This is a genomic window from Pedobacter sp. KBW01 (assembly GCF_003852395.1).
Classification (GTDB): Bacteria; Bacteroidota; Bacteroidia; order Sphingobacteriales; family Sphingobacteriaceae; genus Pedobacter.
Genome location: NZ_QAJQ01000007.1, coordinates 508,330 through 523,552, shown reverse-complemented (window position 1 = coordinate 523,552; position 15,223 = coordinate 508,330). Strand labels below are relative to the sequence as shown.

Here is a 15,223-nt window from a genome sequence, read left to right as displayed (position 1 = left end):
AGGGTGAGAGAATATGTAATCAGGGAAACTCCGTTATTCCATCACCCTGAATTTATTTCAGGGACTCTTATTAGGGATGCTGAAACAAGTTCAGCATGACGATATGGGAAAGTGTGGACTCATTCAGGCCAGGGCTATGGCCTGATTCGAACTGCACCTTAATTTATAAAAGCTGTACCTCAATTTATCAGAACTGATTTAATAATCTGGAGCAGCTGTTTAAATAAACGGTGTCAAAAAGAATATTTAAATTTGGCCGATAAAATTCTTTCCCCTCATGACCTTCGTAGAAAAACTGCAGGCCTTGCGTACCTTAATGGCCGAACAAAAAATAGATGCTTATATCATTACCGCTGCCGATCCGCACATCAGTGAATACCTGCCAGCACATTATAAGGCGATCCCTTTCGTGAGCGGTTTTACAGGCTCGGCCGGAACTTTGGTAATTACACAAGATTTTGCCGGTCTTTGGACTGATTCGAGGTATTTTACACAAGCCGAAACACAGTTATTGGGTTCTGGTTACGAATTGGTAAAGCTAAAAGTACCACATACCCCCGAATACATTGAGTGGTTAACCGAAGTTATGCCCAAAAATTCAACAGTTGCTTTCAATTACCAGCTCATTTCAATATCGCTGGCCTTAGAAATACAGACTAACTTCGGGAAGCATCAAATCAACACCGTAAATGCCGATTTATTAAGCGCCATTTGGTTAAACAGGCCTGCTTTGCCAACCGAAAAAGCCTTTCTAATCGAAGAAAAAGACGCTGGTTTATCCATCTCAGCAAAACTTACAGAGGTAAAGGCACAGTTAGAAACAAATGGAGCCGATAGCCATTTGATTTCTTCGCTCGATGATATCGCCTGGCTTTTTAATATCAGGGGCAAAGATGTTGATTATAATCCTGTAGCCTTAAGCTTTGCTTTAATTACACCCAATGAAGTGAAACTCTTTATTGATGTTGAAAAGCTATCAGAAAGCGATATAAACACCTTAAAGCAGCAAAGTGTAACACTTTATCCATACGCTGCTATCACTGAGGAACTAAAAGAGCTGTTGCCCAATACAGCTGTTTTTATCGATTTTAAACGCAACTGTTTTGGAATGTATCAACTGCTACCTGCTACCGTTAAAGTAATTTCGGGGACCAATCCAAGTACGCAGCTAAAAAGTTTAAAGAACGAAACTGAGGTTAATCACATCCGCAAGGCTATGGTACAAGATGGGGTGGCCATGACCAGGTTTTTTAAATGGATGGAAGAACGGTTAGGGGAGGAGCAGATTACAGAATGGTCGGCAGCAGAGAAACTGGCGACTTTCAGGGCCGAGCAGCCTGGTTTCGCTGGCTTAAGTTTTAATACCATTGCCGGCTTTAATGCCAATGGTGCTTTGCCGCATTATAGTGTAAGTTTGGCAAGTAGTCTAGAAATACAGCCAGATGGTTTGTTCCTGGTCGATTCAGGAGGGCAATACTTATATGGTACAACCGATATTACCCGGGTAATGCCTATGGCAAATTATTCAGCACAGCAAGCCGATGATTATACCCTGGTACTAAAAGGATTGATTGAAGGATCGAAACTGATTTTTCCGGAGGGTACAAAAGGCTACCAAATCGATTCAATTTGCCGGAAACCTTTGTGGGAGCATACCATTAACTTTGGTCATGGAACAGGCCACGGTATTGGCTTTTTTCTTAACGTACACGAAGGACCTCAGAATATTAGCCCCGCCAATGTTGATGTAGCCTTTAAACCGGGTATGGTAACCTCCATTGAGCCGGGGATTTATAGACCAGGCGAACATGGTGTAAGGATCGAAAATCTGGTGTTGTGTACTAACCACAGCAGTAGTGCGTTTGGCAATTTTCTAAGTTTCGAAACCCTTACTTTATGTTATATCGATACCCGGATTATAAATAAAGCACTTTTAGAGGCCGATCAGCTTCGCTGGTTAAATACTATAATAGCAAGGTGTTTAATCAGCTTCAACCGCACCTTACAGCCGGAGAAGCAAATTGGCTAAAAGAGAAATGCCAGCCGATATAGTTATTCATAATCTTTTATATTCGAAAAGCAGCGCCCTATTTACCTTAGGGCGCTGCTTTTTTGCATTAGATGGTGTGCAGTTTGCTAGCTGACTTTAATAAAACACAGGCTTAGCCTAACTTGCCATAAATGCACCAATTCTTTACCGATTTTGCGCTATTTCTAAAGATGGTATGCGCTTTACTTTTTTAAATATATTTTTGAATAAAACGTCATAAATACGTTTTTTTCATCATGATGAATATAAAACCAACAAAAACATCTGCTGTAATAGCTTTTAAAGCAATATTTTGCTTAGCCTTATCTCTACTACACATTCAGGTAACTTTAGCCCAATCTCCATGGATTGCATTAGGTAAAAAGCCATCCACACTGGGTTTAACAAAAGGTTTCTCGCAGTTTGATGCAGGACCGTTTAAACTCAAACTGGTTAAAGCATCGCAAACGGTAGCGGGTTTACAGCCCAAAATGGTTGATGGTTTCGATTTTGTGCCCAGCGACAGTTTAAAAGTGCGCAGTTCGGATGGTTTGTACCATTTGGGCGATATTAACCTGAAATTGCGAAGCGCTGGTAATGAAGCCTGGACAAGCTATAGCACTGCAGCCAAAAGAGTTGAGGTTAAAAGTATCGCTGCAGGTAAAAATGTACTCTCAGCTGCCGATCTTGCCGCAACATTCCCTGCCGATATTCCCCTGCAAATTATCCGTAGCTGGGAAATGCAGCAGGGTAAATTAGTGCTTCGTTTCGAACTGAAAAACAAAAGCAGTAAAACCGTAGAAATTGGGGCATTGGGTATCCCGATGATTTTTGATAACATTTTAGAAGGCAGAACCCTGGAGCAAACCCATGCCAAAAATGTGTTTTACGATCCTTACATCGGCCAGGATGCCGGTTATTTACAGGTAACCCGCTTAAGTGGTCAGGCACCTTCGCTAATTGTGGCTCCGGTGGGGCATACCCCTTTCGAAGCATACAACCCACTAAACGATGACCGTACTCCCCGTGGAATTGCTTTTGAGGGCTTTTACGAGTGGATGGTACACAGTAAAGCCTATGCCGAAAACGAATGGAAAAATGCCGAACAATGGAATAAACCAAGCAGTGCGTTTTTAAAACCTGGTGAAAGTAAAAGTTATGCGCTTCAGTTTATTTTATCGGGTACCGCAAAAAATACAGAAAGCAAACTGATTGAAAATAAAAGGCCAGTGGCCATATCGGTACCGGGTTATGTACTACCGAAAGATGTAGACGCCAAATTATTTATCAATTACGCTAAAAAAATTAAATCGCTTAACGTACAACCAGAAAATGCTTTAACTGTAAAAGCTGTTGGCGTAACCAAAAATGGCTGGAAAAGCTATTCGGTAAAAGCGAATACCTGGGGAAGAGCGCGCTTATCGGTTGTTTACGAAGATGGCCTGGAGCAAACTATAAACTATAAAGTAATTGAACCCGAAAATGAGGTGATTGCCAGTTATGGTCATTTTTTAACCACCAAACAATGGTTCAATCAGCCCGATCCTATTTTTAAAAGAAGCCCTTCGGCCATTACCTACGATTATGAAAAACAAGAACAGGTAACGCAGGATAACCGTGCCTGGATTGCAGGTTTAAGTGATGAGGGTGGCGCAGGTTCGTGGCTGGGCGCCATGATGAAACAACTGGTGCATCCCGAAAAAGAAGAAGTAGCCAAACTGAAACAGTTTGTAGATACGGTAATGTTTGGCCATATACAGCTTAAAGATGGGCCTCAGAAATATGGGGTGAAAAAGAGTTTGTTTTATTACGCTCCCGATTCACTGCCCAAAGGCACCTATGCTGAAAATATAAACTTTAAAACCTGGTCGGCATGGCCTAAAAAAGAAGCCGATAACCTTGGCCGCTCTTACAACTATCCACATGTGGCTGCTGCGCATTGGGTAATGTACCGTTTGGCACGCAATTACACCGGACTGGTAGAAGAGGGGAGTTGGAAACAGCACCTCATTGATGCCGCCGAAACGGGCATGGCCATGGTTAATATTGCACCTTACTATGCACAGTTTGGACAAATGGAAGGTACTATCTTTTACCTCATCTTAACCGACCTTAAAAATGAGGGCTTAACAGAGGAGGCAAGCAAACTGGAAAACGAAATGAAAAAGCGTGCCAATCACTGGCGCTCGTTGCAATATCCCTTTGGTAGTGAAATGCCCTGGGACTCTACAGGTCAAGAAGAAGTTTACGTATGGTCTAACTATTTTGGCTATGCCGATAAGGCCAATGTAACGCTAAATGCCATACTGGCTTACATGCCTGTGTTGCCACATTGGGCCTACAATGGTAATGCCCGCCGTTACTGGGATTTCTTGTATGGCGGTAAACTTACGCGTGTAGAACGCATGATTCACCATTACGGATCGGGCCTGAATGCCATACCGGTACTGATGGATTACCGTAAAAATCCAGATGATTTTTACCTGCTCCGTGCTGGATACGGTGGTTTAATGGGTACCATTTCGAACATTACACAGGATGGTTTTGCACCAGCTGCCTTTCATGCTTATCCCTCTACCTTAAAGAACGATGGTATTACAGGCGATTATGGATCAGGATTTTTTGGTTATGCAGTTAATACTTCGGCTTATGTAATCAAACACCCCGAATTTGGCTGGCTGGCTTTCGGTGGAAACTTAAAGGAAACAGGTACAACGGTTAGCATTAAATTAACCATTGCTGCAAAATCGGCGGTGTACATTGCTGCTGCAGGCCTTTACATTACACTCGATGCGGGTACAATAGATGAAGTTACCTACAATAAACAGAATGGAGAGATTAAACTCAAACTGAATACAGCCAATACCTATACACCTGCTGCATTGCTTAGGTTAGCGCAACAGGCCAAGTCTAAAGATAATACCGTTTATACCGTAAAAGATTATAAGGTTAATGAAAGAGGAGCTTATCAAATTCAGCTCAATAAAGATAAACCTACGGAAGTAACCATTAAAAAATAATACCAATTTCTCAACGCTTGGAGCCCTGTAAATAATTGTTTACGGGGCTTTATTTTTTCATTTTGTTTTTATAATCAATATCTTGTTATGATTAATTGTAGTTTTAATTGACCTATCTTATTATATTCTTTTATTAAACAATATTATAAGAATTTAATTTTCAGCCATATTGTTGATATATCTGACCACGATCTGGGTAAAATATGCTTTTTATATGCTCAAATTACTTATATCAATACTTTAATTTTATGTGTTTAAATTTTTGATTATAACATAAATATTTATTCTTAGGATAATATTGTACAATAACTGCAGCCGCCCCCTTAATTAACACCCCAATAGTTTGTCATTGCTGTGCAGATTTTGCCGCAATTTTTCGCTTAAAAGAAATTAATTGTGATTTTTACATCCAAAATCTAGCTTATAATTTGCAGATACCGCCCATATTTTAGCCATTCAATTGTTAAGTTGTTTGAATGAAAATTGCATTTGGGATATTTGCCTAACAACAAAAAATATGTTTCAAAAGGAAGTTTACCTCCAACGGAGAGCAGCGCTAAAATCAAAAGTAAATTCGGGTATTTTACTCTTTATGGGTAACGAAGATAGCCCGATGAATTATAAAGACAATGCCTACCACTTTAGGCAAGACAGTACTTTTTTATATTATTTCGGTATAAACGAACCTTTACTGGCTGCGGTTATCGACCTCGATACCGATAAAACCATTTTGTTTGGCAACGAAATGGGTATTGATGATATTGTTTGGATGGGCAGGCAGAAAACCCTGAAAGAAAAAAGCATCGATTCGGGTTTAACCGAAGTGAAGCCACTCGATAAGCTAGATGATTATCTTCAAAAAGCAGTAGAAAAAAAACAGGAGGTACATTTCTTACCGCCTTACCGTGCCGAAAATAAAATTAAACTCAGCCATTGGTTAAATATTCCAATCGGTCAGTTAAAAGAAAAGGCATCATTAACTTTTATTAAAGCGGTTGTAGCCCAACGATCAATTAAAGGTACTGAAGAAATAGCAGAGTTAAACCATGCGGCAGCTTTATCGGCCGATATTCATTTAATGGTGATGCAGCAAGCCAGACCTGGCATGTACGAACGCGAGCTTGCCGCAAAAATTGAAGGTGCTGCGTTAGCTACGGGTGGAAATATTGCCTATCCGGTTATTTTAACCGTACGTGGCGAAATTTTACACAATCATTTTCACGGTAACCAGTTGCAGGATGGCCAAATGGTTTTAAACGATTCGGGTGTGGAAACTGCTTTGGGTTATGCCGGCGATCTTACCCGTACCTTTCCAGTAGGTAAGAAATTTACCGCCGAGCAAAAAGATGTATATGATGTGGTATTAAAGGCCTACACCGATGCGAAAAACATGCTGGCTCCCGGTGTAAGGTACTTGGATGTGCATTTAACCTCGTGCAGAACACTGGCACAAGGCCTTAAAGATATAGGTTTGATGAAAGGAAATGTTGAAGATGCTGTAGCCGCTGGTGCACATGCGATGTTTTTTCAGTGCGGAACAGGTCACATGATGGGACTCGATGTACACGATATGGAAGACCTGGGCGAACAATATGTGGGATACACCGACGATTTGCTTAAAAACACCACACAATTTGGCTTAAAATCGCTAAGGTTAGGTAAAGCACTCGAAACCGGTTATGTATTAACGGTAGAGCCTGGTGTGTACATTATTCCAGAGTTGATAGATCGCTGGAAAGCCGAAAATCAGTTTAGTGAATACATTAATTACAATAAGTTGGAGCAGTTCAGACATTTTAGCGGGATTAGGGTTGAAGATGATTTCCTGATTACCGATAACGGGAGTAACATGCTGGGCAAACATCTGGCCATTACCACTGATGAAGTAGAAGCACTGAGAAGTGAAGCTTACTAACAAAGCAGGAGAGATAGCAGGGCCGGACTAACCGATGAAACACTGCAATCGCTTCTCAAAATAAATTGGCTGATGCCGGTAAATGATATGAAAAAAAAAACATTTTGTTATTTAACAGTGCTTTTTGCCTGTTTTACTACCCTGCTTTTTGCACAAACGCCTAAAAAGGTTTACACACTGGCCGATACTTTACGGGGCAGTTTAAATGCAGAACGTACCTGGTGGGATGTGCAACGCTATGAGCTTTCGGTTACGCCCGATTATAACGACAAAAGCATTACCGGTTCGAATAAAATTGTGTACAAGGTAGTAAAGCCTAACAATGGTAAAACGCGTATGCAGATCGATTTGCAGGAGCCTTTAATTATTGACAGTGTTTTGTATAACGGAAAAGCACAGCTAAAATTTGAGCATACCGGAAGCGTTTGGTATGTACATGTTCCTGCGCAAAAATTATCGGTGCTCAACAATGTGGAGTTATTTTATCATGGCAAGGTACATCAGGCTAAACGGGCACCCTGGGATGGCGGTTTTATTTTTACAACCGATTCGCTTTCGCGGCCATGGATGACAGTCGCCTGCCAGGGCCTGGGCGCTTCGGTTTGGTACCCCAATAAAGACCACCAGAGCGATGAACCCGATCGCGGTGCTTCTTTAGCCATGACAGTGCCAGATACGCTTGTGGCAGTAGGGAATGGCCGTTTGGTATTTAAAAAGAATAATGGCAATGGTACTGCAACTTACAAGTATAACGTGCAGAATCCAATCAGCAATTATTGCATTATCCCCTACATTGGCAAGTATGTTAATTTTAAAGAAAAATATGCCGGCGAAAAAGGTGCGCTTGATGTAAATTACTGGGTGCTCGATTACAATTATCCCAAAGCCAAAACTTACATGCCCGATCAGGTACATAAAATGATGAAGAGTATGGAGCACTGGTTTGGCCCTTATCCCTTTTACGAAGATGGCTACCAGTTAATCGATGCTTCGCATACCGGAATGGAGCATCAATCGGCCGTTTCTTATGGCAACCGCTATAAATTTGGTTACATGGGACGCGATATGTCTGGCAATGGTTGGGGACTGAAATGGGACTTTATCATCATCCACGAAAGTGGTCACGAGTGGTTTGGCAACAACATTACCACCAACGATTTGGCTGATATGTGGGTACACGAAGGCTTTACGAACTACAGCGAAACCCTGTTTGTTGATTATATTTTTGGCAACAAAGCCGGTAACGAATACAATTTCGGAATTAGAAAAGGCATTCGCAACGATAGCCCAATCATTCCGGCTTATGGTGTAAACGCTCAGGGTAGTGGCGATATGTACCCTAAAGGAGGCAATATGCTGCACGCCATCAGACACAGTTTAAATAACGATGCCCTTTTCAGGTCGGTTTTGCGTGGACTTAACCAAACCTTTTACCATAAAACTGTTACTACTGCTCAAATAGAAAACTATATTTCCAAAAAAACAGGCTTTAACTATGCCAAGGTTTTTGATCAATACCTGCGCACTACACAAATACCAACCTTTGAGTATTATGTAGAAAATGGTAAGGCTTTTTACCGTTATAGTAATTGTGTAAAGGGCTTCAACCTGCCTTTATCGTTAAGCAAAGCAGGTGTGAAAACCTTAAAAATTATCCCTTCGCAAAGCTGGCAGCAGGTTGTGCTGGCTAAAAGCCAGGAGGAGTTGTTTACCAAAACCGGCATCGAATTTATGTATTACCTCGATGTAAAAAACACGAAGTAAAATTTAAAAACATCCGCAGTTAAGATTTAATGGTATCCTTAAAAAAGGATACCATTTTTTGTATCATCCGGTTTTGATGATACGCTTCCATTTGTTCCTGCTCCCTCGACTGATCCAAATTGCATATTTATAGCCAATATTGGTTAATATCCAATAATACGGGGGCAGCACGATCCAGTACCTTTGAATGTTGTTTAATGGGTTAATTATTAACGTTAACCAATGTTTAGCGATTTTAACCTATGAAGTTTACAGACAACCGCTAATTTTTTAAATCTTAATTATTAAAAACATAATAGTACAATGAGTATCAAATGGACAGGGGTTTTCCCAGCTGTAACTACAAAATTCACAGCAAACGACGAATTAGATTTTCCTGCCTTCGATTTAAATATTGAAGCACAATTAGAAGCAGGTGCTGAAGGAATTATTTTAGGCGGATCGCTTGGCGAAGCCAGTGTATTGAGCGATGAAGAGAAATTCGGATTGTTATCGCATACCTTAACATTGGTAAACGGTCGTGTGCCTGTTTTATTGAACATTGCCGAGGCTACCACTAAAAAAGCAATTGAAGTGGCTAAAAAAGCCGAATCGCTGGGTGCACAAGGTTTAATGTTGTTGCCGCCAATGCGCTACAATGCTGCTCCCGATGAAACTTTAGCTTTTTTTGGCGCCATAGCCGAAAGCACCAGCCTTCCAATTATGATTTATAACAACCCGGTTGATTATAAAATTGAAGTAACCCTGGATATGTTTGAGGTGTTAACCAAATACGATAATATCCAGGCGATTAAAGAATCGACCAGAGATGTATCTAACGTAACCCGTTTAATTAACCGTTTTGGCGATCGCTTTAAAATTTTTACCGGAGTAGATCCACTTGCAATGGAGAGTATTGTAATGGGGGCACACGGTTGGGTTGCTGGTTTGGTTGATGCTTTTCCGAGAGAAACAGTTGCAATTTTCAGGTTAATTAAAGAAAACCGCATTGCCGAAGCCTTAACCATTTACCGTTGGTTTTTACCTGTACTTGAGCTGGATATTCACGCTAAACTGGTACAATATATTAAACTGGCCGAAGTGGCTACCGGATTGGGAACTGAAGCCGTTAGGGCGCCACGTTTACCAATCAGCGGTGCAGAAAGAGAAAAAGTACTTAAAATTATTAACGACGCATTAGCTGTTCGTCCGGTATTACCTACAGGTAGCTGGGGCAAATAGTTTTAATAACCAGATATGAACGGAAAAAATATTGTAGCCGGTACTTATTCAGAAATTAATGAAAAAAGCCTTAAAGCCGTTAATCCTGCAACAGGATTAACGCTTGAAGGCGATTTTTTTAAAGCCAGCCAAAGCCTTGTTGATGATGCACTAACATCAGCAACCAGTGCTTTTCAGGGGTATAGAAACTTAAATAAAGACCTTAAAGCCGCTTTTCTAAATGCCATAGCCGATGAAATTACAGCTATTGGCGAAGAACTGGTAAACCGGGCTTCGGCCGAAAGTGGTTTACCTTTGGCGCGTTTACAGGGCGAATTGGGGCGTACTACAGGTCAGTTAAGGTTATTTGCCAATGTGGTAGCCGAAGGCTCATGGGTAGATGCCATTATTGATACAGCATTGCCCGAGCGCCAACCCTTACCACGACCAGATATCAGAAGAATGTTGATTCCAATTGGTCCGGTAGTGGTCTTTGGGGCGAGTAATTTTCCACTAGCCTTTTCTGTGGCCGGGGGCGATACAGCATCTGCATTGGCTGCCGGTTGTCCGGTAGTGGTAAAAGCACACCCTGCGCATTTGGGTACAAGCGCGTTGGTAGGTGGTGCAATTGTTAAAGCTGCCGAAAAAACGGGTATGCCTAAAGGTATTTTCTCTTTGCTGTACGATGATGCTTATACTGTTGGCGCAGCTTTAGTGCAGCATCCTTTAACGAAAGCGGTTACTTTTACCGGTTCGTTTAAAGGTGGTATGGCTTTGATTAACCTTGCGCAGCAGCGCGTGCAGCCTATTCCGGTTTTTGCCGAAATGGGCAGTATTAATCCGGTAATCTTTTTGCCAAAGGCGATCGAAAACCAGGCCGAAGAACTGGCTAAAAAATATGCTGCATCCATTACTTTGGGCGCTGGTCAGTTTTGTACCAACCCTGGTTTGCTGCTTGCTGTACAATCGCCCGAATTGGAAAATTTTAAAACCGTTTTAAAAGAAGCCATTGCTGTTATTCCATCAGCTACCATGCTTACCGAAGGTATTGCCCAAAACTATAGTAAACTCTCGGCAGGTATTGTAAATGAAGGTGGTGTTGCACTTTTGTCGGCATCGACGGTGAAAAACAATGAACTTCAAAATCAATCGGAAGCTAAAATTGCGCAGGTAAGTGCCAGCGATTTTATCAGTAACCCGAAACTACGTGAGGAAATTTTTGGCCCGTATTCTTTACTGGTAGTGGCAGAAAATGTAGCAGAGCTTGAAAACGCTGTTGAGGTATTGGAAGGGCAACTTACCGCTACTTTGATGGCCGATAAGGAAGAACTTCAAAATTATCAGGCTTTGATTAATAAATTAACCGATAAAACCGGAAGGATCATCCTGAATGGAGTGCCAACAGGGGTAGAAGTTTGTGCAGCCATGCAACATGGTGGACCATTTCCGGCCACGAACGATAGCCGCTTTACTTCGGTAGGCTCGACCGCTATTAACCGTTTTGCCCGTCCGTTGGCTTACCAGGATTGGGAACAAGGTTTATTACCAGATGAACTGAAAAACGAGAATCCTTTAGGTATTTTCAGAACGGTGAACCAGAAATTAACGAAATCTTATGAGTAAAACATTTTTTTGTGTAGATGCACATACTTGCGGAAATCCGGTTAGGTTGGTTGCCGGTGGCGGCCCACAGCTTATTGGTGCCAACATGAGTGAGAAACGGCAACATTTTTTAAAAGAGTTTGATTGGATCAGGACAGGTTTAATGTTCGAGCCAAGAGGGCATGATATGATGTCGGGTAGTATTCTTTACCCGCCTCACGATCCGAAAAATGATGTTGCTGTGCTGTTTATAGAAACCAGCGGTTGTTTGCCCATGTGTGGCCATGGTACAATAGGCACCATTACCATTGCTGTTGAAGAAGGCTTGATTAAGCCCAAAGTACCGGGCGTAATCAGAATGGAGGCACCTGCAGGATTGGTTTTAATTGAATACAAACAAGAAGGCAAAAAAGTAAAATCGGTGAAGCTTAAAAATGTGGCTTCTTACCTTGCTGCAGAAAACCTGGAGGTAGAATGCCCCGATTTAGGATTGCTTACTTTTGACGTAGCTTACGGTGGAAATTTCTATGCCATTGTTGATCCGCAAAAGAACTTTCCCGGGCTCGAAAATTATACCGCTTCGCAACTGATTACCTGGAGCCAGACCATCAGAAAACGCATTAACGAAAAATATACTTTTGTACATCCTTTAGATCCGACCATTAACGGCTGTAGCCATGTATTGTGGACCGGAAAAACAATCGACCCTACATCAACTGCCAGAAATGCCGTTTTTTACGGCGATAAAGCGATAGACCGCTCGCCATGCGGAACAGGCACCTCCGCCCGTTTGGCACAATGGTTTGCAAAAGGAAAACTTAAACAGGGTGAAGATTTTATCCACGAAAGTTTTATTGGCAGCAAGTTTATTGGCCGTGTAGAAGAGGTAGTAGATTTAAACGGAATTAAAGCCATTATTCCGAGCGTAGAAGGCTGGGCAAAAGTGTATGGTTACAATACCATTAAAATCGATGCCGAGGATGATCCCTATGCACACGGATTTCAGGTGATTTAGTGTTTTAAAATTAAAAGAATGTCGAAAGTATTAATAATAGGTGGCGGAATTGTGGGTTTAACTTCTGCATACTATTTGCAGAAAAAGGGCTACGAAGTAACCGTTTTAGATAAGGGTGATATTACCGACAATTGCTCTTTTGGTAATGCGGGTATGATTGTGCCCAGTCATTTTGTGCCGCTGGCTGCGCCAGGCATGATAAAACAGGGGATCAGGTGGATGTTTGATAGCAAGAGCCCGTTTTATGTGCGGCCATCGTTAAATGGCAGCCTCATTAACTGGGGGCTGAAATTTATGAAACATGCCACGGCAAAACATGTTGAAGCCGCTGCAGTTCCGCTACGCGATTTATCTTTGCTTAGCAAAAAACTATACCAGGATTTAGCCAAAGAACCCGATTTTAATTTCGAGCTCGCCAACAACGGTATCCTCGCATTTTATAAAACCGAAAAAGCAGGCGAAGAAGAAGCCCATTTGGCCGCAAAAGCCATTGATCTGGGTTTAGATATGGCCGTTTTAAGCGCCGATGAATGCCGTGCATTGCAACCCGGCTTAGCACTCGATGTTTTAGGAGCTGTACACTACCGTGATGATGCGCATTTGTACCCAACTAAACTGATGAATGCCTTGCTGACTTATTTAACCAATAACGGGGTTAAAATTGAAAGAAACAAAGCGGTTGATAAAATTGAAGTTGCTGGTAATCGCATCATGAAGGTTTTTACAGGCAATCAGGCCTGGGAAGCCGATCAGTATGTGTTGGCTACAGGTTCGTGGTCGCCAGCGGTAGCTAAAATGGCCGATTTAAAAATTTCGCTAATGCCAGGTAAAGGCTATTCGTTTATGGAGCCAGAGCCCGAACATCGCTTAACTATCCCTGCGCTTTTATGCGAGGCAAGGGTAGCCATTACTCCAATGAACGGCCAGATCAGGTATGGCGGTACCATGGAGCTCGATAAAATTAATACCCACGTAAATATGCAAAGGGTGAAGGGTATTGTAGAATCAGTTCCCAATTATTTCCCCGATTTAAAACCGGCATTACCTGCCGAAAAAGATATCTGGTACGGTTTCAGGCCTTCATCTCCAGATGGTTTGCCTTATATTGGCAGAAGTACCAAAAGAGAAAATTTAATTATTGCTACCGGTCATGGTATGATGGGCTTAAGTTTAGGGCCTGCAACTGGTTTACTGGTAAGCCAGATTGTGGCAGAAGAAGCCAAAGTGCTGAAATTGGAACCTTTCTCAGTTGAGCGTTAAGCATTTTAATCTCTCGTCTTGTGGTGTCAGATGTTTCCATCTGGCACTACTTCATTCATCCCCAACCCCCTTCGAAGGGGGACGAGATTCCCTCGAAAGTAAACCACATTTGAGATTACTTCCCTCATCATACTTTTAAAGCAAATCATTTCCCCCTTTGAAGGGGGCAGGGGGATGAAATTATACTACTTTTAATTTATAATTATTTCCGTGCAAATCTGAGCCTCCGTGGCAAACTATTAACTATCCTTTAAGTTTCTACTGCTATTATCCCTATTTACAATCTAACTAATTTTTAAGTAGCCTGTTACGCTGAGGGATTACCTTTATTTTGGTGTTATTTTATCAACTTGTAGCAGAATTTTAACCTTGTTATGCTTTTTATTGGTTTTTAAGAGTTAATATCCTTACATTCATTTCAGAATCAACAACCTAAACCAACCGGACTATCCTTATGAAAGTATTACCATTTACCATGCTTGTGCCCGACGACAAGAGTGTGATATCGGAGCATATTGAATCGCCTTATTTTTATCAATATTTGCATCGCCATGATGAATGGCAGATTACTTACGTAGAAAGGGGAGAAGGAACGCTAATTGCTGGGAACGACATGCATGCTTTCCGTTCGGGCGATATTTTTGTCATTGGAGCCAAACTTCCACACCTGTTCAAAAGTAATCCGGAATATTTTTTACCCAATTCAACCCGCACAATTAAGGCCTGTTCAATTTATTTCAATCCAAACGGAATTTTAGGAGCATTGTTCAACTTACCTGAAATGAAGATGGCCAGTTCTTTTTTGGCTAAAAACAAACACGGCTTTAAAATTCCAGAGCGTTACAATAAAGCCATTGTAAACAAACTTTTTGATGTGCACCATGCCACAGGCGTAGATGTATTGTTTAAGTTTTTGCAATTGGTTAACGGACTTCAGGATTTAAACGATGATGTAGAATCGTTGTGTTCAGATCTATACTCATCCAATGTAACCGAAAATGTAGGAATGCGTTTGAGTAAGATCATCAATTTTATTACCGAAAACTACAACAACCAGATTTCGCTGGAAGATGTAGCCAATGCGGCTTTTATGACCCCGCAGGCTTTCTGCAGGTATTTTAAAAAACATACCGGTCATACCTTTGTGTCATTTTTAAACGAAGTGCGCATTAACGATGCCTGCAAAAGCCTTATTTCCGGCGAAAAAGCAGATTGTATTTCAGGTGTAGCCTACAAAGCAGGTTTCAATAGCATTACCAACTTTAACCGCGTATTTAAAAGTATTATCGGTCAATCGCCACGCGCTTATATCGATACCTATAATAATGTAAGCAGGGTAAGCTACGTAGGCGCCTAAGCATTGTCAGAATTCATTTTACTATAAAAAGCTAGCCATTTTTCGGAATGGAGGCTAAAGC

At 41.5% G+C, this 15,223-nt stretch carries 9 protein-coding genes; all 9 read left to right on the top strand.

Annotated elements, in window-relative coordinates; all coding sequences use genetic code 11:
• The first annotated feature begins 277 nt into the window (after positions 1-277).
• The 9 genes from DBR40_RS08710 to DBR40_RS08670 all read left to right on the top strand — a co-directional run bounded on the left by DBR40_RS08710 (position 278) and on the right by DBR40_RS08670 (position 15,162).
• On the top strand, positions 278-2,029 hold the full coding sequence (locus tag DBR40_RS08710) for a M24B family metallopeptidase (protein ID WP_233603837.1): 1,752 nt from the start codon (positions 278-280) through the stop codon (positions 2,027-2,029).
• 257 nt (positions 2,030-2,286) lie between these two features.
• On the top strand, positions 2,287-5,049 hold the full coding sequence (locus DBR40_RS08705; RefSeq protein WP_199748304.1) for a DUF5695 domain-containing protein: 2,763 nt from the start codon (positions 2,287-2,289) through the stop codon (positions 5,047-5,049).
• Between the two features lie 517 nt (positions 5,050-5,566).
• Positions 5,567-6,964: an aminopeptidase P family protein gene (locus DBR40_RS08700; protein WP_124559346.1), complete on the top strand. Its 1,398-nt coding sequence runs from the start codon at positions 5,567-5,569 to the stop codon at positions 6,962-6,964.
• Positions 6,965-7,051: 87 nt separating this feature from the next.
• Positions 7,052-8,728 carry a M1 family metallopeptidase gene (locus DBR40_RS08695; protein ID WP_124559345.1) on the top strand — a complete coding sequence of 559 codons (1,677 nt, stop codon included), beginning with the start codon at positions 7,052-7,054 and terminating at the stop codon, positions 8,726-8,728.
• A gap of 303 nt (positions 8,729-9,031) precedes the next feature.
• Positions 9,032-9,949, top strand: a complete 918-nt coding sequence (locus DBR40_RS08690; protein WP_124559344.1) for a dihydrodipicolinate synthase family protein — start codon at positions 9,032-9,034, stop codon at positions 9,947-9,949.
• Positions 9,950-9,964: 15 nt separating this feature from the next.
• A complete protein-coding gene (locus DBR40_RS08685) occupies positions 9,965-11,551 on the top strand; it encodes an aldehyde dehydrogenase (NADP(+)) (protein ID WP_124559343.1) in 1,587 nt (528 codons plus the stop codon).
• Positions 11,544-12,545: a 4-hydroxyproline epimerase gene (locus tag DBR40_RS08680; RefSeq protein WP_124559342.1), complete on the top strand. Its 1,002-nt coding sequence runs from the start codon at positions 11,544-11,546 to the stop codon at positions 12,543-12,545. Before DBR40_RS08685 ends, DBR40_RS08680 begins: the two co-directional genes overlap by 8 nt.
• 18 nt (positions 12,546-12,563) lie before the next feature.
• Positions 12,564-13,805: an NAD(P)/FAD-dependent oxidoreductase gene (locus DBR40_RS08675; protein ID WP_124559341.1), complete on the top strand. Its 1,242-nt coding sequence runs from the start codon at positions 12,564-12,566 to the stop codon at positions 13,803-13,805.
• 454 nt (positions 13,806-14,259) lie between these two features.
• Positions 14,260-15,162: an AraC family transcriptional regulator gene (locus DBR40_RS08670; protein ID WP_124559340.1), complete on the top strand. Its 903-nt coding sequence runs from the start codon at positions 14,260-14,262 to the stop codon at positions 15,160-15,162.
• Positions 15,163-15,223 lie beyond the last annotated feature (61 nt).

Excerpts from the sequence above, each read along its gene's own strand:
- DBR40_RS08690 (WP_124559344.1), top strand. The coding sequence starts at position 9,032 with ATGAGTATCAAATGGACAGGGGTTTTCCCAGCTGTAACTACAAAATTC.
- DBR40_RS08675 (WP_124559341.1), top strand. The coding sequence starts at position 12,564 with ATGTCGAAAGTATTAATAATAGGTGGCGGAATTGTGGGTTTAACTTCT.
- DBR40_RS08700 (WP_124559346.1), top strand. The coding sequence starts at position 5,567 with ATGTTTCAAAAGGAAGTTTACCTCCAACGGAGAGCAGCGCTAAAATCA.
- DBR40_RS08710 (WP_233603837.1), top strand. The coding sequence starts at position 278 with ATGACCTTCGTAGAAAAACTGCAGGCCTTGCGTACCTTAATGGCCGAA.
- DBR40_RS08685 (WP_124559343.1), top strand. The coding sequence starts at position 9,965 with ATGAACGGAAAAAATATTGTAGCCGGTACTTATTCAGAAATTAATGAA.
- DBR40_RS08670 (WP_124559340.1), top strand. The coding sequence starts at position 14,260 with ATGAAAGTATTACCATTTACCATGCTTGTGCCCGACGACAAGAGTGTG.
- DBR40_RS08695 (WP_124559345.1), top strand. The coding sequence starts at position 7,052 with ATGAAAAAAAAAACATTTTGTTATTTAACAGTGCTTTTTGCCTGTTTT.
- DBR40_RS08680 (WP_124559342.1), top strand. The coding sequence starts at position 11,544 with ATGAGTAAAACATTTTTTTGTGTAGATGCACATACTTGCGGAAATCCG.
- DBR40_RS08705 (WP_199748304.1), top strand. The coding sequence starts at position 2,287 with ATGATGAATATAAAACCAACAAAAACATCTGCTGTAATAGCTTTTAAA.